Origin of the sequence: Acaryochloris thomasi RCC1774 (genome assembly GCF_003231495.1) — a bacterium.
Lineage (GTDB): Bacteria > Cyanobacteriota > Cyanobacteriia > Thermosynechococcales > Thermosynechococcaceae > RCC1774.
This window is the reverse complement of record NZ_PQWO01000019.1, coordinates 19193-41784: the sequence shown is the minus strand read 5'-3', so window position 1 is coordinate 41784 and position 22592 is coordinate 19193. Positions and strand designations below refer to the sequence as shown.

The following is a 22592-nucleotide window of genomic DNA, read 5'->3' as shown; positions in this document are numbered from 1 at the left end:
AGGATTTACGTTAGGGCCATGTCACAACCCACTATTGAATCAATTCTTCAAGAACAGCGGCTGTTTCAGCCACCCGCAGATTTTTCCCAGGCCGCCCACGTTAAAAGCCTGGAACAATACGAGCAGCTTTACGCTAAGGCAGAGGCTGACCCTGCGGCGTTCTGGGCAGAACTTGCTGAGCAAGAGCTGGACTGGTTTGAGAAATGGGATCAGGTTCTAGACTGGCAGCCCCCCTTTGCCAAGTGGTTTGTAGGCGGCAAGATGAATATCACCTACAACTGCCTAGACCGTCACCTTAAAACCTGGAGACGTAATAAAGCTGCGCTGATCTGGGAAGGAGAACCCGGTGACTCCCGGACCTATACCTATGCCCAACTCCATCGAGAGGTTTGTCAGACTGCCAATGTCCTCAAAGATTTAGGCGTCACTAAGGGGGACCGAGTCGGAATCTATATGCCAATGGTGCCGGAAGCTGCGATCGCAATGTTAGCCTGTGCCCGTATCGGTGCTCCCCACACCGTTATTTTCGGAGGATTCAGCGCCGAAGCTCTTAAAGATCGTCTCAAAGATGCCGAAGCTAAGCTCGTGATTACCGCAGACGGCGGCTTCCGCAAAGATAAAACGATTTCCCTCAAGCCTGCGGTGGACAAAGCGCTGGAGAACAATAGTGTGCCTTCGGTTGAGAACGTCTTAGTTGTACAACGGACAAAAGAAGACGTCACCATGCAGGCGGGCCGCGATCACTGGTGGCATGACCTGCAGCCCAAAGCCTCCGGTGACTGCCCTCCCGAACCGATGGACAGTGAAGATATGCTGTTTATCTTGTATACCAGCGGCACCACCGGTAAGCCCAAGGGCGTTGTGCATACGACGGCAGGCTATAACCTTTATACCCACGTGACCCTCAAATGGGCCTTTGATTTGCAGGACACTGACGTTTATTGGTGCACCGCTGACGTCGGCTGGATTACCGGGCACAGCTACATCGTCTACGGCCCCCTCTCTAACGGAGCCACCAGCCTCATGTACGAAGGTGTCCCGCGTCCTTCAAACCCTGGCTGCTTCTGGGATGTGGTTGAGAAATACGGCGTCAATATTTTCTATACGGCCCCGACGGCCATTCGCGCTTTCATTAAACTAGGCGATCAGCATCCCAACAGCCGTGATCTGTCCTCACTCCGTTTGTTGGGCAGCGTTGGTGAACCGATTAACCCTGAAGCTTGGATGTGGTACCACAAGGTAATTGGGGGTGAGCGCTGTCCGATTGTGGATACCTGGTGGCAAACCGAAACCGGTGGCTTTATGATCACGCCGCTACCGGGAGCCACGCCCACTAAGCCTGGGTCTGCGACCCGCCCTTTCCCCGGCATCCTTGCTGATGTGGTCGATCTTGAGGGCAACCCCGTTGCTGATGGTGAGGGTGGCTATCTGATTGTCAAGCATCCCTGGCCGAGTATGATGCGGACGGTATACGGCAATGATGAGCGCTTCCGTAAAACCTATTGGGAGCATATTCCGCCCAAAGACGGCAACTATATATACTTCGCGGGTGATGGTGTCCGTCGTGATGCCGACGGTTATTTCTGGATCATGGGCCGGGTAGATGACGTGATCAACGTCTCTGGGCACCGTTTAGGCACGATGGAGATTGAGTCTGCTCTAGTCTCTCACCCAGCCGTGGCGGAGGCTGCAGTGGTAGGTCGTAAGGATGATTTGAAAGGCGAGGATGTATTTGCTTTTGTGATGCTAGAGGGGACCCATAGCGCTAGTGATGACCTCAAAGCTGAGCTGAAGCAGCATGTGGTGGGGGAAATTGGTGCGATCGCACGTCCTGGCGAGATTCAATTCGCTGATGCTCTACCTAAAACCAGATCGGGTAAAATCATCCGTCGGTTCCTCCGCAACTTAGCCAGCGGCGAAGAACTGGTAGGTGATGCCTCCACCATGGAAGATCAAAGCGTCCTCGACAAGCTGCGGAGCGGAAACTAGCGGCCATAAGAATCCCCCAAGCTCATAGCTTGGGGGAACATAGGACAGAATGTTGGATAGCAACCTGATTTATGATTGCCGAATGTTTAAGAAACCGTAGGCTGAACCTGAGCTTGATTCTGAAGCAGCTCCACTAGCTCATCAATTCCTTTCTTAATGCGGCGAGTGACTGTGACGGGGCTAACGCCAATCCGCTTGGCCACTTCCTGGCGAGAGAGATGATGAAAGAAGACTGACTCAATCATCTCCCGTGTCTTATCTTCAAGCTGATTGAGGGCATGCTGTAGCTCAATGCGGTCTTCTTCATTGACCTGCAATATCTGATAGTGCGTATCGGTTAACGTATCACCGAGCGTCATGGCTGACTCAGACTGCTGATGGTGACTAGAAGAAACCCGAGCATTCAAGCTCAGCGGTGTGCGGTTAGAAGCGGCAAGCTTCACAGAGCGCCACTCGTTCATCGAGAGGTCTAAGGCATCCGCAATCTCTTGATCACTGGGCTGACGACCGAGTTCCATCACTAATGCTTGGCGGACTTTTGCGCCCTCACGGCTGAGCTGCTGCCAGCGACGGGGGACGCGGACGGTATTGGCGCGGTCTCGCAAGAAGTGAAGGATTTCACCGCGAATGTAGGGGACGGCAAAGGAACTGAAGGCATAGCCTTGAGTGGGGTCAAAACGCTCAATGGCGGTAATCAAACCCATGTAGCCGCACTGCTCTAAATCTTCATAAGGCTCAGCACATTGGTTGGCTAGACGGTGAGCGACTTTGCGGACCAGACCCATATTGAGGCGAACGAGTCGATTTCTGAGACGGACAGACGGTTCTTGCTGATAGGAGACCAGAAGCTCCATCGATTGAGATTGAAGAGTAGTTTGGTAAGCCATGTTGTTTTGCCGAATGTTGATAACGCCCTATGACAATTCATTATCGAGAAATGGCTTAAGCGGGACCATCGTTAAAACACTGGACTTTCTAAATCGGCTCTCTTTTAACTTCAGCGTTAACACGTACGTAAATACACACAGATAGGCTTTACAATTTGCACTTACTTACCCCAAACTCTCTGAGAGAAAAGGTTTCAGGATTAAAACAACGTTAAGCAGCAAGAGAACGCTTGGCTCGGATCGGGCATCTCTACCTTGTGATCGAGGCATTAAGAAGAGACATAAGGCAAAATATCAGTAGTAGAATTTAATGCGTTTATAAACAAAGAGGAAATCCGTGAGTAACACAAGTAATTTCCGTGAAGCCATACGCGAGGCCAAGCAGGGCGCTCTAGTCGGCCCTAACGTGATTAAAAACGCGCTTCCCTTTGTTGGGGGCGGGTTGGTTTTAACCGCCGTCGGTACCTGGGGTGGCCTAGGCGTCATTCAGACACGCCCCGATCTATTTATGGGAACCTTTTGGGTTGCCTTCATTGCTGAGATTGCCTTATTCTTCGTTGCTCAAAACGTTGCGGCCAAGGGAAATAACTCCACCGCGCTCCCGATGCTGGCAACCTATGGGCTACTCTCGGGCTACACCCTAGCCGGTATTGTCAGCCTAGCGCTTCGGACTCCCGGCGTAGGTCTGATGGGAATGGGGATTGCTGCTTTGTCCTGTGGTGCAACCTTCATCATGGCTCGTTCAGTAGGTTCTAATCTATCTGATGAAGATGGGTTCGCTCTGAGCAAGACGATTCGGCTCGGCGTCATCGCCCTTGTTGTCGTGATGGTTGCCCAGCTTCTCTGTGCTGCCTTCGGAGTCTATACACCTGGTTGGCTTGAGATTGCTATTTCCGGTATTGGTGTGGTTCTATTTGTTGGAGCTGCAGTGGTTGATTTTTACGTCCTGCCTCGTACCTATACAGACGAGCAGTACCTACCGGCTGCAATGTCTATGTACCTTACGTACATCAACCTGTTTATCTTTATCCTGCGCCTGTTAATTGCCATTAATGGTCGTGACTAGTGCTTAAGCCATAGTGACTTAAAGAAATCGGTGGAGTGGCGCAATGCTGCTCCACCGATTTTTTGTGCTTATATTTTCCCTGAAAAAATTGATATATGTTGATTAGTGGGAGGCTCAGGTCTCAAAATGTACGATTTGCTACAAGTTCTGACCAAAAGACAGTGATAGAAACAGTTGTATACGATAATGAAAAGCTGTACTGAACTGGAGATAGCAATTGAAAAAGGTTGAAGCTATTATTCGTCCCTTTAAGCTGGATGAAGTGAAAATCGCTCTAGTCAATGCGGGCGTGGTCGGTATGACGGTTTCTGAAGTGCGAGGTTTCGGTCGCCAAAAGGGCCAGACAGAGCGCTACCGAGGCTCAGAATATACCGTTGAGTTTTTGCAGAAGCTCAAGATTGAAATTGTTGTAGAAGATGATCAGGCCGATGTGGTCGTCGATAAAATTGTCGGAGCTGCTCGCACAGGTGAGATTGGTGATGGCAAAATCTTTATCAGTCCAGTGGAACAGACCGTCCGTATCCGTACTGGCGAGAAAGATTTCGAAGCGGTTTAGGGTCTGCGAGATGCAGGCCAACGGCTGAAATGACTGCAGTTGTCACCGGATCGACGCAACTACTGGGGGTGATTGGTTGCCCCATTGAGCATTCACTCTCCCCAGTTATGCACAATGCTGCTCTGGCGGCATTGGCAGACACTAGTCTGCCTTATATCTATGTGCCGATGCATATAGAGCCAACTGACTTGAAGCAGGCGATTCAGGGGTTAGCCTGCGTGGGCTGTCGAGGGTTCAACATTACGATTCCCCATAAGCAAGCGATTATCCCTTTGCTGTGTGATGTTTCTGCGACCGCAAAGGCTGTAGGGGCGGTGAATACAGTCTGGCGCACAGAACAAGGCTGGGCTGGAACCAACACTGACGTTCAAGGATTTCTATCTCCTTTGTTGTCGCTTTCTCGCGATTGGTCCCAGAGTGCTGTAACGGTCTTAGGGAGCGGGGGAGCTGCGAGGGCCGTCATTGCAGCCTGTCACCAGCTCAACTGCGCTCATATTCACGTCTGCGGCAGGAATGCTGCAAAGCTAGAACAGCTCCAAGCCGATTTTGCTCATGCCTCCGTTGCCATCCACACCCATCTCTGGGACTCCCTGTCAGGTTTGATGCCTGAGACGACACTGCTTGTCAATACAACGCCGGTGGGAATGCATCCACAGCGCCATCAGTCGCCGCTGACGATGGACCAGCTAAAGCAGCTTTCAGGAGATGCGATCGCATATGACCTGATCTATACACCGAACCCAACTCAGTTCCTTCAGGATGCTGAGGCTTTAGGCTGTCACACCATTAGTGGCTTAGAAATGCTAGTACAGCAGGGCGCTGCAGCTCTAGAAATTTGGTTGGGACAACCGGCACCGATTGATGTAATGCGTGAGACTTTACAAGCGCAACTCCCTTAATCGGAGGCTGATAACGCAAGGCTGTTTTCAGCTTAGTGCCAAGCTCTAAGACAAACTTAAACGTCGAAATGCAAAGCTTCATGCATTCCTAGTAGCAGGGTGCCTTAAATTTAGGGCAGTTCAACAAATGCGACTGCTCTTCTTAGAAGTTTTGTCGATGACGAATAAGGTTGAGAAATTCTTCCCGCGTTTTTTGATCGTCCTTGAAAACGCCCAGCATTGAGCTAGTGACCGTCCAGGAACCAGGCTTCTGGACGCCGCGCATCACCATACACATATGGCTGGCTTCCATAACAACGGCCACACCCTGAGGTTCTAAGACCATCTGTACGGCTTCAGCGATTTGGCGCGTGAGGCGCTCCTGCACCTGAAGACGACGGGAGTACATCTCTACAACGCGAGCCAACTTGCTCAAACCAATGACTTTCTGGTTAGGAATATAAGCCACATGTGCTTTGCCAATGAACGGCAGCATATGATGCTCACAGAGGCTGAAGGCATCAATGTCACGCACTAAAACCATTTCGTCATGGCCTTCATCGAAAATCGCGCCATTGACGAGCTGTTCAAGGGATTGATTGTAGCCACTGGTGAGAAACTGCATCGCCTTTGAGACCCGCTTAGGGGTCTTAAGGAGACCTTCTCTCTCTGGATCTTCTCCAACGCCCCTGAGAATCGTATCAACAGCCTGTCTCATCTCTTCATCAGATACGTCTGTATGTCCATTCTCTTTAACCTTTTGTGAGAGGCTGCGGTCTGGGCGGGGGGTGACCGATGATGAGTTACCATTCTCAGATTGAGTTGGACTGTTGGAGAACTCGGAAGAAGCAGTCGTCATAATGAATCCAGTAACAATAGATAAAAAATACAGTTTCGCTGCCGAGAAGATCTAGAACTAGAACGTCCCTACATTAGGCATGAGGACCAGCTCTTCAATGACAGCGTGTTGTGGCAATTGGACGGCGCTGACAATCGCTTGAGCAACATCCTCTGAGGACAGCATGGCCGAGCGCTCAAAATCAGCGTCAACGTCAGGACTATCCCATAAAGATGTATTCACGGCTCCCGGACAAATAGCCATTACCCGAATCCCATGGGACCGTTCCTCAAGAGCCAATGTCTTTGTTAAGGCCATTAGCCCAAACTTACTGGTGCAGTAGGCTCCCCACTGACTAAAGACTTGACGCCCTCCAATAGAAACCACATTAACGATGCTTCCTCTACCCTTGGCTCTCATGCTAGGTAGCACTGCCTGAATACACTGCAATGGACTGGTTAGATTAAGGTCCAAAACCGATTGCCATTCAGATAACGGTGTCTCAGATAGCTCTGCAGTGTAGCCTATGCCGGCATTGTTGACCAAGACATCAACAGCACCAACCTCTGTGATTTTCTCGGCAACCTGTTCAATACAGGCCAGATCAATACAGTAGGCTTTTGCTTCTACTCCCAGAGACTGTGCTTCTTGCGCCAAGGTGGTGAGGGCATCGTTGGAGCGGCTCACTAAAGCAAGGTTTGCACCGGTCTTGGCAAAGGCAAGGGCTGTCGCACGGCCAATACCGCTGCTTGCCCCTGTTATGAGGACGCGCTGTTGATTTTGGGAGGTCATTTATCGTTTAAAGATTTTAGGTTGGGGATGATAGCATCCGCGAGCGTAGGAGAGAGTTGCTGACGGGGGGCTGGGCGGTGTACCTCGGATGAGTGACAAATAGGCACAGATCCATCGCTCAAACCCATTAGCTGCCATATCTGCTAAAGCTTTCACTGAAAGGCACTTGCTTTGTAAACAAATATGTCATTTATGCATTTTACCACCGCATTTAGATCTATGCAGAGGCACTCTAGGCCGCAATTTGTGTGAAGATCCCCATTCGACGGAATTTATCGTACCTCAAATCGCGCCGTTCCTGGCCCGAGAGCCGCCATAGCTCATCAAGAGTTGAAAGGAGTGATTGCTTGAGGGTTTGGGCTGCTTCTATGGGGTTGCTGTGGGCTCCTCCCATAGGTTCGGGCAAGATTTGATCCATCAGACCCAAGCTGAGTAGGTCCTTTGCGGTGATTTTGAGGGCGTCTGCTGCCTTTGGGCCTTTCTGGGCATCGCGCCAAAGAATGGCCGCACAGGCTTCTGGTGGGGCAACGCTATAAATAGAGTGCTCAAACATAGCTAGGCGGTCTCCGACCCCAATCCCTAAGGCTCCACCAGAGCCACCTTCTCCGATCACGGTACAGATGATTGGCACATCAAATTGAAACATTTCTCGCAGATTGCGGGCGATCGCCTCGCCTTGCCCATATTGTTCGGCCTCAAGTCCCGCCCAGGCTGCTGGAGTGTCAATGAAGGTCAGAATGGGTAGATTAAATCGGTTGGCATGATCCATGAGGCGAAGGGCTTTGCGGTACCCTCCCGGAGAAGCCATGCCGAAGTTCCGAGCGACGTTATCCTTGGTGTCTCTGCCTTTTTGGTGGCCTACAATCAGAACGGGTTGACCGGCGAGCTTGCCGACACCGCCGACGACTGCGGGGTCATCTGTACCCTGGCGATCGCCGTGCAGTTCTATCCATTCGTCGGTAATCGCCTGAATGTAGTCTAGGGTGCTGGGACGGCGAGGATGACGCGCGAGCTGCAGCTCTTGCATGGGTGTCAAGCTGCTAAATATTTCCTGCCGGAGCTGGGTGGCACGGGCTTCTAGCTGCTGGATTTGCTCAGAAACATCGACATCGTTGTTTTCGGCAAGGGTTCGAATCTGTTCAATTCGGGATTCGAGCTCAGCTAAAGGCTTCTCAAAATCCAGTAGCTGCAGTTTACGCTTTGAATCAGTCATCGGCCTAGGGGTTCACGAACAAAAAGTACCGGGCCTTGGGCAAATAAACCCCAAACAACCGGCGCTCAAGAAAGCCTCACTTTCTGTTAGGTAGTATACGCTACTGCCTTTTAAATAAGGGCGAACGAGGGGAATCGAACCCCCGAATGGTGGAACCACAATCCACTGCCTTAACCACTTGGCTACGCTCGCCATAGCGTATATGACTATAGCATTTGCAGTGAATTATGATCCATTGACTTTGATTGTGTTGTTCAGTGCCACAACTTTAGGCGCAGCAACAGAGGAAATTGAGATATTCGTGATTTTTCTTGAAAAGTATTTCCCTCAAGGGTTTGAGCGTTTTCATAATCATCCAAGATGAGCATGCTTTTGGATTTAAGACTGAAGCTGCATCAGGGAGATATTGGGCTTGAGAAACTACTTTGCCACGGTGGTGATGAATTGCCACCCCTGATATGCGGCACTATCTTTCAAGATCCGCTGATAGATTTGGCTGCAGTGGTTACTACTCTGAAGCGGTAGTTCACCGTTCTTGACCACTAGATCAAAATCAGTCGCTTCTTTCTTAGAGCGGGTTTGGTCAACGAGAACTTCCACGGTCACTAGATGCTCGAAAGGAACTTGGCCCGGTTTCTCTCGAGCCAGAACGCAGTTTCCTTGGGAGAACAGAATTTCAAGATTGCAGCCTCTGAGCATATCGGTCAGGTTCTGGTAGAGATTCTCAAGGGCTACAGCAACCGTTAAGCAACAAGTGTATCGAGCCATGATTGAACGAAAGATAGGACGGCAGAGAGTCTAGGGGAAAATGGGTAGATATGATTTATTCACTCATTTCGACCTAGGTTGCACTCTAAGCTGCCCGCTAGCGTTGAGGATCTGACATCTCGGTTTTTCTATTTACATAACTTAATTGAAGCTTAGGATGGCACAATGTTGGCTTGCACAATGCCCTTCTGCTCCAGAGCTGCAGCGGCATTGAAAATTGTCGCTTCGTCGTGGGGGCGGGCAATAAGCTGAATGCCGACTGGTCGTTCTCCTGGCAAATAAACTGGAACGGAAAGGACGGGCAAGCCAATGAACGAGAGGGGTTGAGTGTAAAATCCCAGGTGTGGACGGATGAGGACTACTTTACCCTCTAGCTCCATTGTGGTTTGGTCAATTCGTGGTGCAGGGCACGGTGTGGTGGGCGCTAAAATCAGGTCTACTGTGCTGAAGATTTCTCTGACTTGATCTCGGTACCAACGGCGAAATCTCTGGGCCTGAATATACCAACTGCTGGGAATCATTGCGCCTGCGAGGAAGCGATCGCAAGTTGCCGGATCAAAATTCTGTAGACGAGTCTGTAACCGGGCCAAATGAAGCTGACTCCCCTCGCTAGCGGTAATCAAGTACGCCGCAGCACGAGCGCGCGCCGATTCTGGCAGAGTTACGGTCTCTATCGCACCTATGGCCGTGGCAACCTTCTCTAGGGCTTGGGCAACTGTGGTTGTCATGCCGTGGGCAAAATGGTCGGTTGCGATCGCAACTTTCATCCCTTCTATGTCTCCTGACAAATTGGGAGAGATGGCAGGACGGTGTGTGCAGATCGGATCTCTGTGATCTGGGCCTTGTAGCACCTCAAATGTGGTTGCTATATCCTGTACGGTTTGCGCGAAGGGACCAATATGATCCAGGCTGCTGGAAAATAGAAAAGCCCCTGCCCGCGAGAGACGTCCATAGGTGGGCTTAAAACCATAGACCCCGCACAAAGAGGCCGGCACCCGAATGGAGCCGTTCGTATCTGACCCCAGCGCTAGAGGGACTAACCCTGCAGCTACTGATGCCGCAGACCCGCCGGATGATCCGCCGGAAATTCGAGACGGAGCGTGGGGGTTGGGCGTCACCCCATAGTGGTGATTGATAGTGACAAAGCCGTAGGCATACTCATCCATGTTGAGTGCCCCGATCAGAATCGCCCCTGCTGCTTTGAGACGCGCAATGGCGGTGGCATCCTGCTTTGCTGGAGGGTGATCCTGATTGATTTTTGAACCGGCTAGCGTGACCGTTCCGGCAATATCAAAGAGATTTTTGACCGCGAAGGGAACGCCCGCTAAGGGGCCAACGGTTTCACCTGCGGCAATCTTGCGGTCAATCTCGGCTGACGCTTCCAATGCCGATGAGTTCAAGACGGTTGTAAAGCAGTTCCGGTGCTCATCCTGCTGCGAGATGCGCGTTAGGGTGGCCTGCACGATAGTTTGGGCTGTCGTCTCCCCCTGATGAATTTTCTGAACGATCTCGGCTGCCGTGTGCATTATGGCTCGAAGGTGGGGGCCGCTTCTAGAGTGTCAGGTAATGGAAAATCCAGCACTGGTTGGGCGATAGTTTGGATGCTTTCGAAGTTTTCGACTACGCTTCCCATCTGTTCAGGAGGAATAGAAAGGCCCAGCAGTTTTGCGGTCTGAGTGACGTAAGCTTTGACTTCGAAGGTGGCTGAAGAGTTTGTTGGATGACTTGAGGTTTCTGGCATACGGTGGTGTCTAGAGAGGTAAGATATTTTTCTGACAATGGGGCAAGTGTTTGCGATCGCAACAAAGCAACCTAGACGGCTAAAAATTCTTGGATAACTTCGTTGCTGAGTTCATCTGTGGGACCAGAGGCGACAATGCCGCCTTTTTGCATGGCGTAGTACCAATCTGCCTGCCGGACGAAATGAAGGTGCTGCTCCACTAGGAGTACAGAAATACCGGTGGTTTCGATAATCTGTCGCACTGCGGCTTCGATCTCTAAAATAATCGAGGGTTGAATGCCTTCGGTGGGTTCATCTAGGACTAAAAGCCTGGGTTCACCGACCAAGGCACGTGCGATCGCAAGCTGCTGCTGCTGCCCTCCGCTTAAATCTCCTCCCATCCGCTCTAGCATGGTGTTCAAAACCGGGAAAAGCTCGAAGACCAGATCAGGGATTTTGGCCTTGCCTCTTTTGTTGGGGCGTGCCTCTAGGCCCAGAATCAGATTTTCTTTTACCGTCAACCCAGGGATAATCTCCCGTCCTTGAGGAACATAGCCAACGCCCATTCTGGCCCGCTGGTCTGGGGTCTTCCGGGTCATAGGATTCCCGTCCATTGTTAGAGTGCCGGTTCTGGGTTTAAGTAAGCCGAGAATATTTTTGAGCAGCGTGGTTTTGCCGACGCCATTGCGTCCGATTAGGCAAACCATTTTCCCCGGCGCAACGGTCATGTCAATCCCTCGCAGAATGTGACTTTCACCGTAATAAAAGTTGAGGCCAGAAATGCCGAGCATCGGTGGGGTCTCTAGGTCATTAGGCATTTGCATGGCGTGTTCAGCTTTAGGAGAGGTACTATTCATCATTCATCCATTGAAGGTGCTTCGCCCAGGTAAACCTCAATGACGCGGGGATCGTTTTGAACGTCGCTCATCTTGCCTTCGCACAGCACGCTACCCTGATGGAGAACCGTGACCTGCTGGCGGGCAATCTGGCGCACAAACTCCATATCATGCTCAATCACAATAATGGAATGGCTCTCAGCTAAGTCAAGCAGCAAGTTCCCGACATTCTCTGTCTCTTCATCTGTGAGGCCTGCCACGGGTTCATCAACGAGCAGTAAGTCCGGAGATTGGGCAACCAGCATCCCAATTTCTAGCCGCTGCTTTTCGCCGTGGGAGAGCAGTTCTGCTGAGATATCGGCTTTGGCCGTCAAGCCAATGGTTTCTAGCAGTCCCCCAATCGTTTGCCGCTCACCAGCGGGCTTTTTGTTGAGCAAGGTCGAAAATACACCCTTATATCGATTGCCCGCTAAGCTAAGGTTCTCTCGCGGCGTCAGTTTCAGGAAGATACGCGGCGTTTGAAATTTACGGCCAATACCCATGCGACAGATCTGATGTTCAGAGCGTGCCTTGAGGTTTTTACCTTTGAAACGGGCGGAGCCGATGGTGGGCTGTACCTTACCCGTAATCACATCCAAAAAGGTGGTCTTGCCCGCGCCATTGGGTCCAATAATGACGCGCAACTCTCCTGGATCCATGCTGAAGTTGAGCTGATTTAAGGCTTTGAAGCCATCAAAGCTAACGGTCAGATCTTCAATTTCTAAGATTTTGGCGCTCATATTCTACCTCTGGATCTTCTGACAAGCTGGGGTAAGTTAAGAGCCGACGACGGCCTAGACGAGATCGCACCTGTTCCACACCCGTTGTCCGTATCCAACCCACAAACCCATCAGGCAAAACCGTCACCACCGTCAAAAACAATCCGCCCAAGAAAAATAGCCACACCTGCGGGAACTGCTCGCTCAGAATACTTTTAGAAAAGTTGACTAGAATTGCGCCCAAAACAGCACCGACCAAGCTGGCCCGCCCCCCCACGGCGACCCAAATCACCATCTCAATAGAGAAGGCAATGTCCATGGTTTTCGGCGAAATGCCGCCGGATTGGGCTGCATAGAGAGCACCGGCGATCCCTGCTAGTCCCGCCGACACTGCAAAGACAAGCACCTTGAAGCCGGTCGGGTCATAGCCTGAAAATCGAACCCGGCTTTCGTCATCTCGAATGGCAATCAGTAGGCGACCTAAGCGACCACTGGTGAGCCAGCGGCTCAAACAATAGGCTAAGATCAAGAACACCACACTCAGGATGTACAGAACTCTTTGTACATCGTCTGACCCTACGTACATATCGAAGATCTTGGTCGTGTCTGTCTTTAGACCGTTAGTGCCATTGATCAGCTTTTGCTGACTATTGAAGAAGTTGAAGAAAACGATCAGGGCGGCCTGGGTCAAGATTGAAAAGTAAACCCCCCGGATCCGATTTCGGAACACCAGATAGCCCAACAATGTGGCAATTAGCATTGGCACGAAAACGGTGGCCGCCAATGCAAATGGAAATGAATAAAACGGCTTCCAGAACCAAGGCAGTTCAGTGACGCCGTAGAGGGTAAAAAACTCAGGCAGTTCTCCCTCTGGGAGCTGCAGCTTCAGGTACATGGCTAGGGCATAGCCGCCGAGCGTGAAAAATAAACCATGTCCTAAGCTTAAGATGCCGGTGTAGCCCCAGATCAGGTCAATGCCGAGGGCGACGATCGCAAGTGCCAGAAATCGTCCCAGCATGTTGACGCGAAACTCTTGGCCCACTGCAGTAAGGATGGCAGGGGCAGCGAATAGGATTAGAAGTGCGATCGCAACGACCAATCCTGCCTCAAACAGACGCGGCCTTTGTTGAATTTTCTGATTAATGGCCCTAAGCATCCACCGTCCGTCCTTTCTGCGGGAACATCCCTGCAGGCTTGAACTGCAGGAAGCTGATAATTAAAGCAAACACCATCACCTTGGCCATACTGGCATTGGCAAAAAAGGCAAAAAAGTCAGACAGAAATGGAACGGATGCAACCAAAGGACCAAGGGCGTTAGTTCCGATCACGTAGTTGGCGATCCCGATCGCTAGCGCGGCCACAATGCTGCCCACCAACTTACCCACACCGCCAACAACGACCACCATAAAGGTGTCAACAATGTAGTTCTGCCCTGTATTTGGGCCAACCGATCCGAGGAAGCTGACTGCGCAGCCTGCAATTCCGGCCAGCCCTGAACCGATGGCAAAAGTCAATGCATCCACCGTTTGCGTGGGAATGCCCAAACAGGCACTCATCTCACGATTTTGCGTCACCGCCCGAATTCGCAGCCCCCAGGCAGAGCGATGCAAGAAGGTGTAAACGCCCAGAATACAAACAATCGTTAGCCCCAGAATAAAGAGACGCGTGTAAGGGATCTGAGAAGTTCCCAATTTAAGCCCCCCTCGGAGCCATCCTGGAGCGGTTACATCAACGTTCTGGGCACCAAACCAGGGCTTTGTCACTGGCAGCTTGTAGACGTCTCCGATAAAGGTTGCCACATTCCAGGCAATGCCCGTTGAGAGGGGTAGCAAAATCACCAGTGCCCAGCTCCGAATGCGCTGAAAGTTGGGCCGTCGCGATAGAAACGACATCGCACCAAAAAACAAGATGCAGAACAGCGACAGGCCAATCACGAGCATCCAGCTAACGCTGCGGACAAACTGCTGCAAAATTAAGCTGACGCCCCAGGTTGCCAAGAGCGTCTCTAGCGGTCGCCCGTAAAGATAGCGAATGACGCCCCGTTCTAAAATCAGTCCCATAATCGCTGTGACGATGAAGGCGGCAACCAGAGCCACGATGATATAGAGGCCAAACCAGGGTGCGCCCAGTGGTTTAAAGAGATTCTGAACGACAAAGGTCGTGTAGGCACCCATCATCATCAGTTCCCCATGGGCCATGTTAATGACACCCATGAGGCCAAAGACAATCGCAAGGCCCAGCGCCGCTAAAAGCAGAACTGAGCCAATGCTGATGCCATCAAATAAGCCGTCGAGTAACGCGGTCAAGAAGGATACTCCTTATGAAAGCAGTCGTGAATGATGGCGTTTTGAGTTTAGAGGCTGGCTCTAAATTTTGAACTTTTCGCCCTTCGCCGGATCAGACCAGTCACAGGCAAATCCTTTGGTTTCAGCAACATACTGATTCCAAGCAATCGGTTCGACAGGGCCGTCTGTGGCGTTAACAATCTCAAACAGACCGTCTTCACCAATCTTGCCGATCCGCACAGTCTTGGAAATATGGTGGTTAGGGGCCACTTTCACTGGACCGTTAGGTGCTGCAAACTCCTGACCAATCGTTGCCGCCCGCACTTTTTCCAGATCGTCTGGACCGCCTGCCTGTTCGACGGCTTGCTTCCAAAGGTAAACCATGATGTAGGCCGCTTCCATCGGGTCATTGACCACACGGTCGTCGCCATACTCAGCCTTGAAAGCATCAACAAATTTCTTGCTTTCGGGGGTATCCACGGTTTGGAAATAGTTCCAGGCTGCATAGTGATCCTTGAGATACTCTACGCCAATTGCTTTCACCTCTTCTTCGGCAATACTGACCGACATCGTAGGGTACTTGTCTGGCCCCATTCCTTTACCCTGAATCTGTTTAAAGAAGGCTACGTTGGTGTCCCCATTCAAACTGTTGTAGATGATACCGCCGTCGGGTAAGGCTTGCTGAATTTTCGCCACTACAGGGGTTACATCCGTACTGCCCAGCTGGATGTACTCTTCACCCACAACAGTTCCGCCCTTGGCTTCGAGCTGAGCCTTGATAATGGTGTTTGCAGTTCGAGGAAAAACGTAGTCAGACCCGACCAAGAAGAAAGGCTTGTCTTTGTACTCTTCCAAAAGCCAATCGACGGAAGGCTCGATCTGTTGATTCGGTGCTGCTCCGGTATAGAAAATGTTCTTAGAACATTCTTGGCCTTCGTACTGGACGGGGTAGAAGAGCAGATGGTCTTTGGATTCAAATACAGGTAAGACAGCTTTACGACTGGCCGAAGTCCAGCAGCCAAACACGACTGCGACCTTGTCTTGGTCAATCAATTTCTTAGACTTCTCTGTGAAGACATCCCAGTCAGACTGACCATCCTCAATGACAGCTTCGATGGGGCGACCGAGAACGCCTCCAGCTTCGTTGATTTCTTTAATCGCCAGTTGTTCAGCATCAACGACACTCTTTTCGCTAATGGCCATGGTGCCACTGAGAGAGTGAAGAATTCCGACTTTTATAGGATCGCCAGCTGCTCCTTCGCCGCTGCCGCCCTCGGGACTGGAGGTACATGCCTTGAGCAAAACGCTGCCGGAAGCAACGGAACCCATGATCAGAAATTCTCGTCTGTTAAATCCTCTAGCCATAAAACCGACTTACTCCTCATTAGTAAATGCCATTTAGCAGTGAAACCGTAACTCAAGCCTGAACGCTAAGGTCATCTTTGCACTGCGTCTTAGACTAACTATTTGTGAAAATGCACAAGTAGTTAATGTTCCTTCTTAAAAACATCAGACTGCGGGGCTGCTGAGCTTTAGAAACAGTCTCCTTATGATTCCTTGAGATATTAGGGCTGAGAGTTGCCTAAGAATGTAATCCTTGTTACAAAAAAGACATGGGTATAGCAGAGTGGAAATAGAAACGGATTTCTAGAATACTTGTCAGGCCCAGCACTGCGAAGCTTCGTGCACAGGCTTTAATATCTTCTTAATTTCGTTGAGCAGTGCTTCATTGTCATCGCTAGGCTTCAGTAAAATCCCGATCCTAAGCGTTAGGGAAATAGAGTTTTGATGTCGGGGGACTTCTCATACAAGATTCAGATTCCCTTCATCTTGGAGGTTGTTTATCTCCGTGTATCTACCTCAAGTTGTCTGATGACGCGGCTTAAGCCGCCTGTGCCGAGCAACCCTAACCTCTACTCTAATTGCAATGAAATCATGACAATAGAGTTAGGTTTTGGATAGGCTCTGATGCCTCAAAGTGCTTCCACCGTTGCCTTTGGGTAAGATTCTGCAAAAGAAAAATCGATGGAGTGAGTTAATCATCTTTTGTAGTCTTCAATACAAAAGATGCCGGATAAATGCCTATAACTAGATATTGATATCTCATTTCGCTCTCATGCTGTTCTCAGAGAGGTGAGTGTGGTGCTGTTCTTGATATTCTGAGGACTTGCGATCTCATCTACTCTATCTAGTGACCTGCTTGGAGTTGATTTGAGAAGGTGGGATAATTACGAGCTGAATTGATACAAAGTATCAAGCAATCAGCCCGATTAACACGTTTCAGTGTCGTGAGGAGTAATTTCAAGTATGGCTAGACTTAATTTGGGGCGAATACTTTTCTCAGTTTCGCTGCTGCTACCTGTTTACTTAGCAGCGGCTGTTCCTGCTAACGCCGAAGATAAAGTTACGGACGCGTCGCAAGCGCAGGAAGTTCCCGCGCTGTCTCCGATAACCGCTGAGTCACTGTCAAATCCAGTAGAAGAGACTGCTCAAGCAAATGCTGAGATATCCAGTCTTTCTAGTGTTGAGCAGCCTTTCACCCTTGCCGATCAGTCCATTGGGCAAACCACCTCTGTCTCGGATTTAGTTGAATCAACAAAATCTGATTCAGTGGGGCAGGTGACCTCTGTCTCACAGCTTTCTGACGTGCAGCCGACAGATTGGGCTTTCCAAGCCCTGCAGTCTCTAGTGGAGCGCTACGGCTGTATTGCAGGGTATCCCAACGGAACCTTTAGGGGAAACCGGTCTGCCACTCGTTACGAAATGGCTGCGGCTCTCAATGCTTGTCTCGACCAGATTAGCGATCGCTTCGCTTCCAAAGCTGACTTAGATGCAGTTAAAGCGCTGCAGGATGAATTTGCGGCTGAATTAGCGACCCTCAGAGGTCGAGTTGATGGCCTAGAAGCTCGAGTGGATACAGTAGAAGCGCAACAGTTTTCTACAACCACCAAATTGAGTGCAACCGCAGTATTCTTGGGCCAATTTGGCGACTCTTCAAGCGCATTCGATATTTCTACTGACGGTAGAGATCCAGGTCTCGATCAGCTAGGCGATTCCCGTGCCAGTGCGATCGCTGCCGTCTACATGAGCTTTAATACGAGCTTCTCTGGAGACGATTTACTAGAGACAACTCTGTTCTTCGGTAATGGAGGAACGGATATTTTCACCGAGGCTTCCATTGGTGATACAACTTCAGCAAACGGCGTTGCTTCTCCGCTTACTGGTGATCGTCAGTTCCTGAACCCCAGTCAGAACTACTTTGCAGGTGTGGGTACTGAAGCTCTGCTCTATCGATTGGCCTACACTTTCAAACCGATTGAAGATTTGGCTGTCACGGTAGCCCCTTTGTTCTACCCCACAGATATTATTGATGGCAACAGCTTCACAAGTCCTTTCACGGGTTTCAGTACTTGGTTCTTTGTCAACAATCCTCTCATTACTCCCTTCGCCACTAACTTTACCGGTGGTGCTGGTGGTGGTTTTGACTTCAATCCTGGCGGTGGACCTCTTTCGTTTAGAGGTGCTTACACTGCGGTCAATGGATTCTCTGCAGTTCAAGTCGATAATGACGGCGGCCTATTTGGTGACCCTTATCAGGCAACAGCCGAAATTGAGTACGCAAACACTTTTGGCGCTATTGATGGTGCGATTCGTTTGCAGTATACAAACTCAGCCGTTAGCGAGATTGAGCAAGACGTCATTGGCGTTAATGCTGAGGCCAAGTTTGGCCGGTTTGGTATCTTCGGCCGCTATGGATTCTCCTTCGCCAATGCCAACGGCGAAACAACCCCAATTCCATTTGATACCGTTCAAAGAGGGGAGTTTGATGCCCAAACTTGGCAGGCAGGTATTGGCGTTGACGATCTCTTGATTCCTGGTTCTCAGTTGGCTGCTGCTGTGGGCATGCCGTTCATTAACAGCATTGATTCACCTGCTGCAGGTGTTAACGACGAAGAGCAGATAAACATCGAAATGTTTTATCGCTTCCCTGTTAATGACAACATTACGATTAGCCCGATTTTCTCGGCTATTCTTAACCCCAACAACAGCAGTGCTGAGTCAGACCTGTATCAAGGCTTGGTTCGGGTCGTGTTCTCTTTCTAGATTTTATTGTTCAATCTCCTCACTCATAGATTTGAACAATAATAGAGTGATGCTCAAGCCTTACTAACTTGAGCATCATTTTTTATCTTGATTGCCCCATACAGCCGCGATTCTAATTGCAATATTCTTCTGCTGCAAGCAGACCTGCAGAGTTTATCCCACTTTTGTAAATAACCTTCATCCCCCTGCTTCGTCTCCCAACTTGGGGAGAAGGGGGGCAAGATAAAGGACATAAAAGTCCCTCGCCCAGAATTGGGCAAGGGATTTAGGATAAGGGGCCATACAGGATTTTCAAAAAAGTGGGATTCACCCGACCTGTAAAAAATAGTCAGTTCTCTCTGCCTATTTTTACAGCTTAGCTTTTGACTTTTTCTTGTTGTTTTTCTTCTCCCGCTTAGCGGCAGCTTTTTCTGCTTTTTCTGCCGCTATCTTGGTCAATCGAGCCTGCTCTTGCTCCTGCTCTAGCTTTTCTAGATAGTAGTGATAGTCGCCGTGAAAGAGATGAAGTTCACCGTCCCGAATTTCGACAATCTTAGTGGCGACCTGAGAGATAAAGTAGCGGTCGTGGGATACGATTACTACGCTACCGTCATAGTCTTGCAGGGCAGACTCCAGCATCTCTTTGGCAGGGATATCGAGATGATTGGTGGGCTCATCTAGAATGAGCAGATTCACGGGCCGCAACAGCATCTTTGCGAGGGCTAAACGGGCCTTCTCGCCACCGCTAAGCGCCATGACTTTTTTGAAGACGGTCTCGCCACGAAATAGAAATTGACCCAGTAGCGTTCTAACAGCTTCGTTCTTCCAGTCAGGGACTGCGTCATGGATCGTTTCCATCACGGTTCTGTTGAGGTCTAGCGCTTCTGCCTGGTTCTGCTCAAAATATCCTGGAATGACGTTGTGTTCGCCGAACCGGATGCCGCCTTCATCTGGTGTCTCAGATCCAGTCAGCATGTGCAGCAGCGTTGATTTCCCGGAACCGTTGGGACCCAAAATAGCGATGCGATCGCCTCTTTCGATCAGTAAGTTCGCGCCTAGAAATAGAATATCTTCGCCGTAGCTTTTTACTAAATCTTCGATGATGATCACCTCTCGACCGCTGCGAGGAGAGGGTGGAAACTGAAATTTCAGCGTGCGGACATTGGCAATGGGGGCGTCAATGCGTTCTATCTTATCGAGCTGACGCTCTCGACTTTTTGCCTGGGTGCTGCGGGTTGCACTGGCCCGGAATCGTTCTACAAAGACCTCTTGCTTTTGGATGTCTTTCTGTTGATGTTCATAAGCACTTAACTGGGCCGCCTGGGCCTCGGCCTTTTGCGCTAAGTAAGCGGAATAGTTGCCTAAATAAGTAGTTGAGACGCCGCGCTCGGTTTCGACAATCTTGGTACACAGGCGATCCATGAATTCTCTGTCGTGGGAGACAATCACCATTGGGGTGGTTAATCCTTTCAGATAGGTTTCTAGCCACTCGATGGTCTCAAGATCAAGATGGTTGGTGGGTTCGTCCAGTAGCAAAATGTCTGGGCTTTGCAGAAGAATCTTTCCGAGACAGATCCGCATCTGCCAGCCGCCACTGAAGGCACTCACCAGACGATCGCCGTCTTCGTCAGAAAAACCCATCTCCGGCAGGATCTTTTCAATTCGAGTTTCGAGTCCGTAGCCGTCAAGGGCTTCAAACTGGCGCTGTAGTTTGTCTAGCTTGTTGATTAAAGCATCTAAGTCATCCAGTTCAGCCGATTCCATTTGCTGCTGAACTTCGGTCAGCTTGTGCTGTACCTGGCTTGCTTCACTAAAAACGGTCCAAAACTCTTCACGGACTGTATTGCTGGGCTGAACATTGAATTCTTGGTTGAGATAGGCAATGTGCAGGCTATTGGGTCGAATGACTTCGCCAGCGGTTGGCTCTAGCTCACCGGCAATGATCTTGAGCTGGGTCGATTTCCCGGCTCCGTTGACGCCCACGAGGCCGATGCGATCGCCAGGTTTCAGCTCCCAGTTGATATCTTTGAGAATTTCGCCAGTGGGATAAATTTTGCTGATGTGCTCTAGGCGTAGCATTCAGGACTCCGATGGGGGTGGGCAAGCGTCACGGAATCTCTGTTCATGTAAATCCGTGGACTGAAATAAAACTTAATTATAGTCTACTGACCTTCAAATTTCGGTGTGTTTTTGCGAATTTTCTGTCTGCATGAATACTCACAAAAAATCCGAAGTAGCCTGATGAGTTAGCTACTTCGGAGAATATGCTTTAAGTTTCTATTGGGTATAGAAGAAAGCTGTGTTCCGGCTTATTTGAAAGTTGCTCCCATGCCTGAGCTGGATGGGGCTGCACCAGAGCTACCAAATACACCGGCTTCTTTGACAAATCCGCTGTAGGCTTCCATGCCATGTTCGCTGATGTCGAGGCCGATTGATTCTTCTTCAGCCGTGACTCGAATGCCTATTGTGACTTTGAGCACGGTCCAGACAATGGCGCTGAAGACGACGGTGAAGGCTCCAATGGCTAGAATGCCAATGATTTGAGTGACGATGCTGCCGGTACCAAAGATGCCGACGGCTAAAGTGCCCCAAATACCGCAAACGAGGTGAACTGAAATTGCACCTACGGGGTCGTCAACCTTAAGGCTGTCAAAGATGGAAACCGAGAAGACGACAATGACGCCTGCAATCGCACCAATGATAACGGCAGATAAGTAGTTTACGTCTGCACAGCCAGCGGTAATGCCCACTAGGCCTGCCAAAACGCCATTGATAATCATTGATAGGTCAGGCTTGCCATCTTTTAACCAGGCGGTGAAGGTGGCTGTGACGGCTCCTGCTGCTGCTGCCAAGTTGGTGGTAACGGCAATATAAGGAACGTTCGCGGTGGCTGCTAACTCAGAACCAGGGTTGAAGCCAAACCAGCCGATCCAAAGAATGAGGCAACCCAGGGTCGCGAAACCCATATTGTGGCCAGGAATCGCGCTGGGTCGACCATCTTGGAATTTGCCGAGCCTGGGGCCTAAAATCACTGCACCCACTAAAGCGGCCCAGCCACCAACGGAGTGTACGACCGTTGAACCCGCAAAGTCAGAGAAACCCATTTCAGCTAACCAGCCACCATCCCAGACCCAGTGTCCGGTAATCGGGTAAGAAATTGCGACGAGCAGAACGCTGAAGATCATGAAGGCGCCAAATTTAATCCGCTCTGCGACTGCACCGGACACAATGGTGGCGGCGGTGGCGGCGAAGGCAACCTGAAAGAGAAAGGAAATGGCTTCGGGGACGGCGGCAGGGTAGGCATCGTTGCCGTATGCTGCGGGATCACCACTGAAGAAGAAGCCACTGGTACCGATAAATTGCGTTCCTTCGCCATACATGAGGCCGTAGCCAATTGCCCAGTAGGCCAGTGTTGCAAGCCCAAACACAATCAGGTTTTTCGCCAAAATGTTGACCGCATTTTTCTGGCGACAGAAACCGGCTTCTAGCATTCCGAAGCCGGCGTTCATGAAAATGACCAGGACGGAACAAAATAAAAGAAAAATTGAATCTAAAACGACTCTTAGTTCGTCTATATCCGCTGGAGCCTCGAAACCTTGAGCGACAGCAGCTGTATGCCAAGCGACTACAATAAGAGCCGATAAGGGAATACAGGCTAACCAGCGAGGTGAAAAAGAGCTAAATACATCCCTGATTGGCTCAGGAATTGAAATATTTGATCGTGAAGTCTGCATATCAATCCTGCTTTCTCTAGTGAGTCTCTACCAATCTGCACACATTAAGAATGCTCCCAATTCCTAACGGCTTGGGTAGACGAGAACTTAGCTTACACATGCTTGCAAGGTCAATTCTGGAGTGTAGTGTCTAACTTTTTCTTGACCGTTACTGTAGTGTGCGCTACTTTTTTGGCCTGAATAGTAAAA

19 protein-coding genes and 1 tRNA gene are annotated in these 22592 nt (G+C 50.2%); 5 read left to right on the top strand and 15 right to left on the bottom strand.

From position 1 onward, the window contains the following. Positions 1–18: 18 nt before the first annotated feature. Complete coding sequence (gene acs / locus C1752_RS22055; protein ID WP_110988220.1) at positions 19–1989, top strand: acetate--CoA ligase; 1971 nt, start codon at positions 19–21, stop codon at positions 1987–1989. An 86-nt stretch (positions 1990–2075) separates the two neighbouring features. Here the strand turns inward: acs and C1752_RS22050 are convergent, their stop codons facing one another. Further along, positions 2076–2876 carry an RNA polymerase sigma factor SigF gene (locus tag C1752_RS22050; RefSeq protein WP_110988219.1) on the bottom strand — a complete coding sequence of 267 codons (801 nt, stop codon included), beginning with the start codon at positions 2874–2876 and terminating at the stop codon, positions 2076–2078. Positions 2877–3213: 337 nt separating this feature from the next. Between C1752_RS22050 and C1752_RS22045 the strand changes: the two genes are divergently transcribed. The 3 genes from C1752_RS22045 (at position 3214) to C1752_RS22035 (ending at position 5397) form a co-directional block, all read left to right on the top strand. Then, entirely contained in the window at positions 3214–3942 is a 729-nt protein-coding gene (locus C1752_RS22045) for a Bax inhibitor-1/YccA family protein (protein WP_110988218.1), read from the top strand. 217 nt (positions 3943–4159) lie between these two features. Beyond that, the gene (locus C1752_RS22040; RefSeq protein ID WP_110988217.1) at positions 4160–4498 is read left to right on the top strand and encodes a P-II family nitrogen regulator; all 339 of its coding nucleotides are present in this window, start codon (positions 4160–4162) and stop codon (positions 4496–4498) included. A gap of 29 nt (positions 4499–4527) precedes the next feature. Further along, positions 4528–5397 (top strand): shikimate dehydrogenase, encoded by an 870-nt coding sequence (locus tag C1752_RS22035; RefSeq protein WP_110988216.1) that lies wholly within the window; start codon positions 4528–4530, stop codon positions 5395–5397. A 142-nt stretch (positions 5398–5539) separates the two neighbouring features. Here the strand turns inward: C1752_RS22035 and folE are convergent, their stop codons facing one another. The 12 genes from folE to urtA form a co-directional block, all read right to left on the bottom strand. Next, positions 5540–6235: a GTP cyclohydrolase I FolE gene (folE, locus tag C1752_RS22030; protein ID WP_110988215.1), complete on the bottom strand. Its 696-nt coding sequence runs from the start codon at positions 6233–6235 to the stop codon at positions 5540–5542. A gap of 57 nt (positions 6236–6292) precedes the next feature. Then, entirely contained in the window at positions 6293–7006 is a 714-nt protein-coding gene (locus C1752_RS22025; protein ID WP_110988214.1) for an SDR family oxidoreductase, read from the bottom strand. A gap of 232 nt (positions 7007–7238) precedes the next feature. Then, positions 7239–8219 (bottom strand): acetyl-CoA carboxylase carboxyltransferase subunit alpha, encoded by a 981-nt coding sequence (locus C1752_RS22020; protein ID WP_110988213.1) that lies wholly within the window; start codon positions 8217–8219, stop codon positions 7239–7241. Between the two features lie 119 nt (positions 8220–8338). After that, positions 8339–8411: transfer RNA gene (locus C1752_RS22015), tRNA-His, on the bottom strand. A 228-nt stretch (positions 8412–8639) separates the two neighbouring features. Beyond that, a complete protein-coding gene (locus tag C1752_RS22010; RefSeq protein ID WP_110988212.1) occupies positions 8640–8987 on the bottom strand; it encodes a hypothetical protein in 348 nt (115 codons plus the stop codon). A 152-nt stretch (positions 8988–9139) separates the two neighbouring features. Then, positions 9140–10513 (bottom strand): AtzE family amidohydrolase, encoded by a 1374-nt coding sequence (locus C1752_RS22005; protein ID WP_110988211.1) that lies wholly within the window; start codon positions 10511–10513, stop codon positions 9140–9142. Next, complete coding sequence (locus C1752_RS22000; RefSeq protein WP_110988210.1) at positions 10513–10728, bottom strand: DUF4089 domain-containing protein; 216 nt, start codon at positions 10726–10728, stop codon at positions 10513–10515. The genes C1752_RS22005 and C1752_RS22000 overlap by 1 nt, the downstream gene beginning before the upstream one ends. 71 nt (positions 10729–10799) lie before the next feature. Then, positions 10800–11498, bottom strand: coding sequence for an urea ABC transporter ATP-binding subunit UrtE (gene urtE, locus C1752_RS21995; RefSeq protein ID WP_110988252.1), 699 nt, complete (start codon positions 11496–11498; stop codon positions 10800–10802). Between the two features lie 65 nt (positions 11499–11563). After that, the gene (gene urtD, locus C1752_RS21990; protein ID WP_110988209.1) at positions 11564–12322 is read right to left on the bottom strand and encodes an urea ABC transporter ATP-binding protein UrtD; all 759 of its coding nucleotides are present in this window, start codon (positions 12320–12322) and stop codon (positions 11564–11566) included. After that, positions 12297–13457, bottom strand: coding sequence for an urea ABC transporter permease subunit UrtC (gene urtC / locus C1752_RS21985; protein ID WP_110988208.1), 1161 nt, complete (start codon positions 13455–13457; stop codon positions 12297–12299). Before urtC ends, urtD begins: the two co-directional genes overlap by 26 nt. After that, on the bottom strand, positions 13450–14607 hold the full coding sequence (urtB, locus tag C1752_RS21980) for an urea ABC transporter permease subunit UrtB (protein WP_110988207.1): 1158 nt from the start codon (positions 14605–14607) through the stop codon (positions 13450–13452). The genes urtC and urtB overlap by 8 nt, the downstream gene beginning before the upstream one ends. Positions 14608–14667: 60 nt before the next feature. Continuing rightward, positions 14668–15951: an urea ABC transporter substrate-binding protein gene (gene urtA, locus C1752_RS21975; RefSeq protein WP_110988206.1), complete on the bottom strand. Its 1284-nt coding sequence runs from the start codon at positions 15949–15951 to the stop codon at positions 14668–14670. Between the two features lie 942 nt (positions 15952–16893). On the opposite strand from urtA, the gene C1752_RS21970 reads away from it, so the two are divergent. After that, complete coding sequence (locus tag C1752_RS21970) at positions 16894–18690, top strand: iron uptake porin (protein WP_110988205.1); 1797 nt, start codon at positions 16894–16896, stop codon at positions 18688–18690. Positions 18691–19038: 348 nt separating this feature from the next. On the opposite strand, the gene C1752_RS21965 is transcribed toward C1752_RS21970, so the two are convergent. Beyond that, on the bottom strand, positions 19039–20748 hold the full coding sequence (locus C1752_RS21965) for an ABC-F family ATP-binding cassette domain-containing protein (protein ID WP_110988204.1): 1710 nt from the start codon (positions 20746–20748) through the stop codon (positions 19039–19041). A 230-nt stretch (positions 20749–20978) separates the two neighbouring features. Continuing rightward, positions 20979–22403 (bottom strand): ammonium transporter, encoded by a 1425-nt coding sequence (locus C1752_RS21960; protein WP_110988203.1) that lies wholly within the window; start codon positions 22401–22403, stop codon positions 20979–20981. Between the last annotated feature and the right edge of the window lie 189 nt (positions 22404–22592).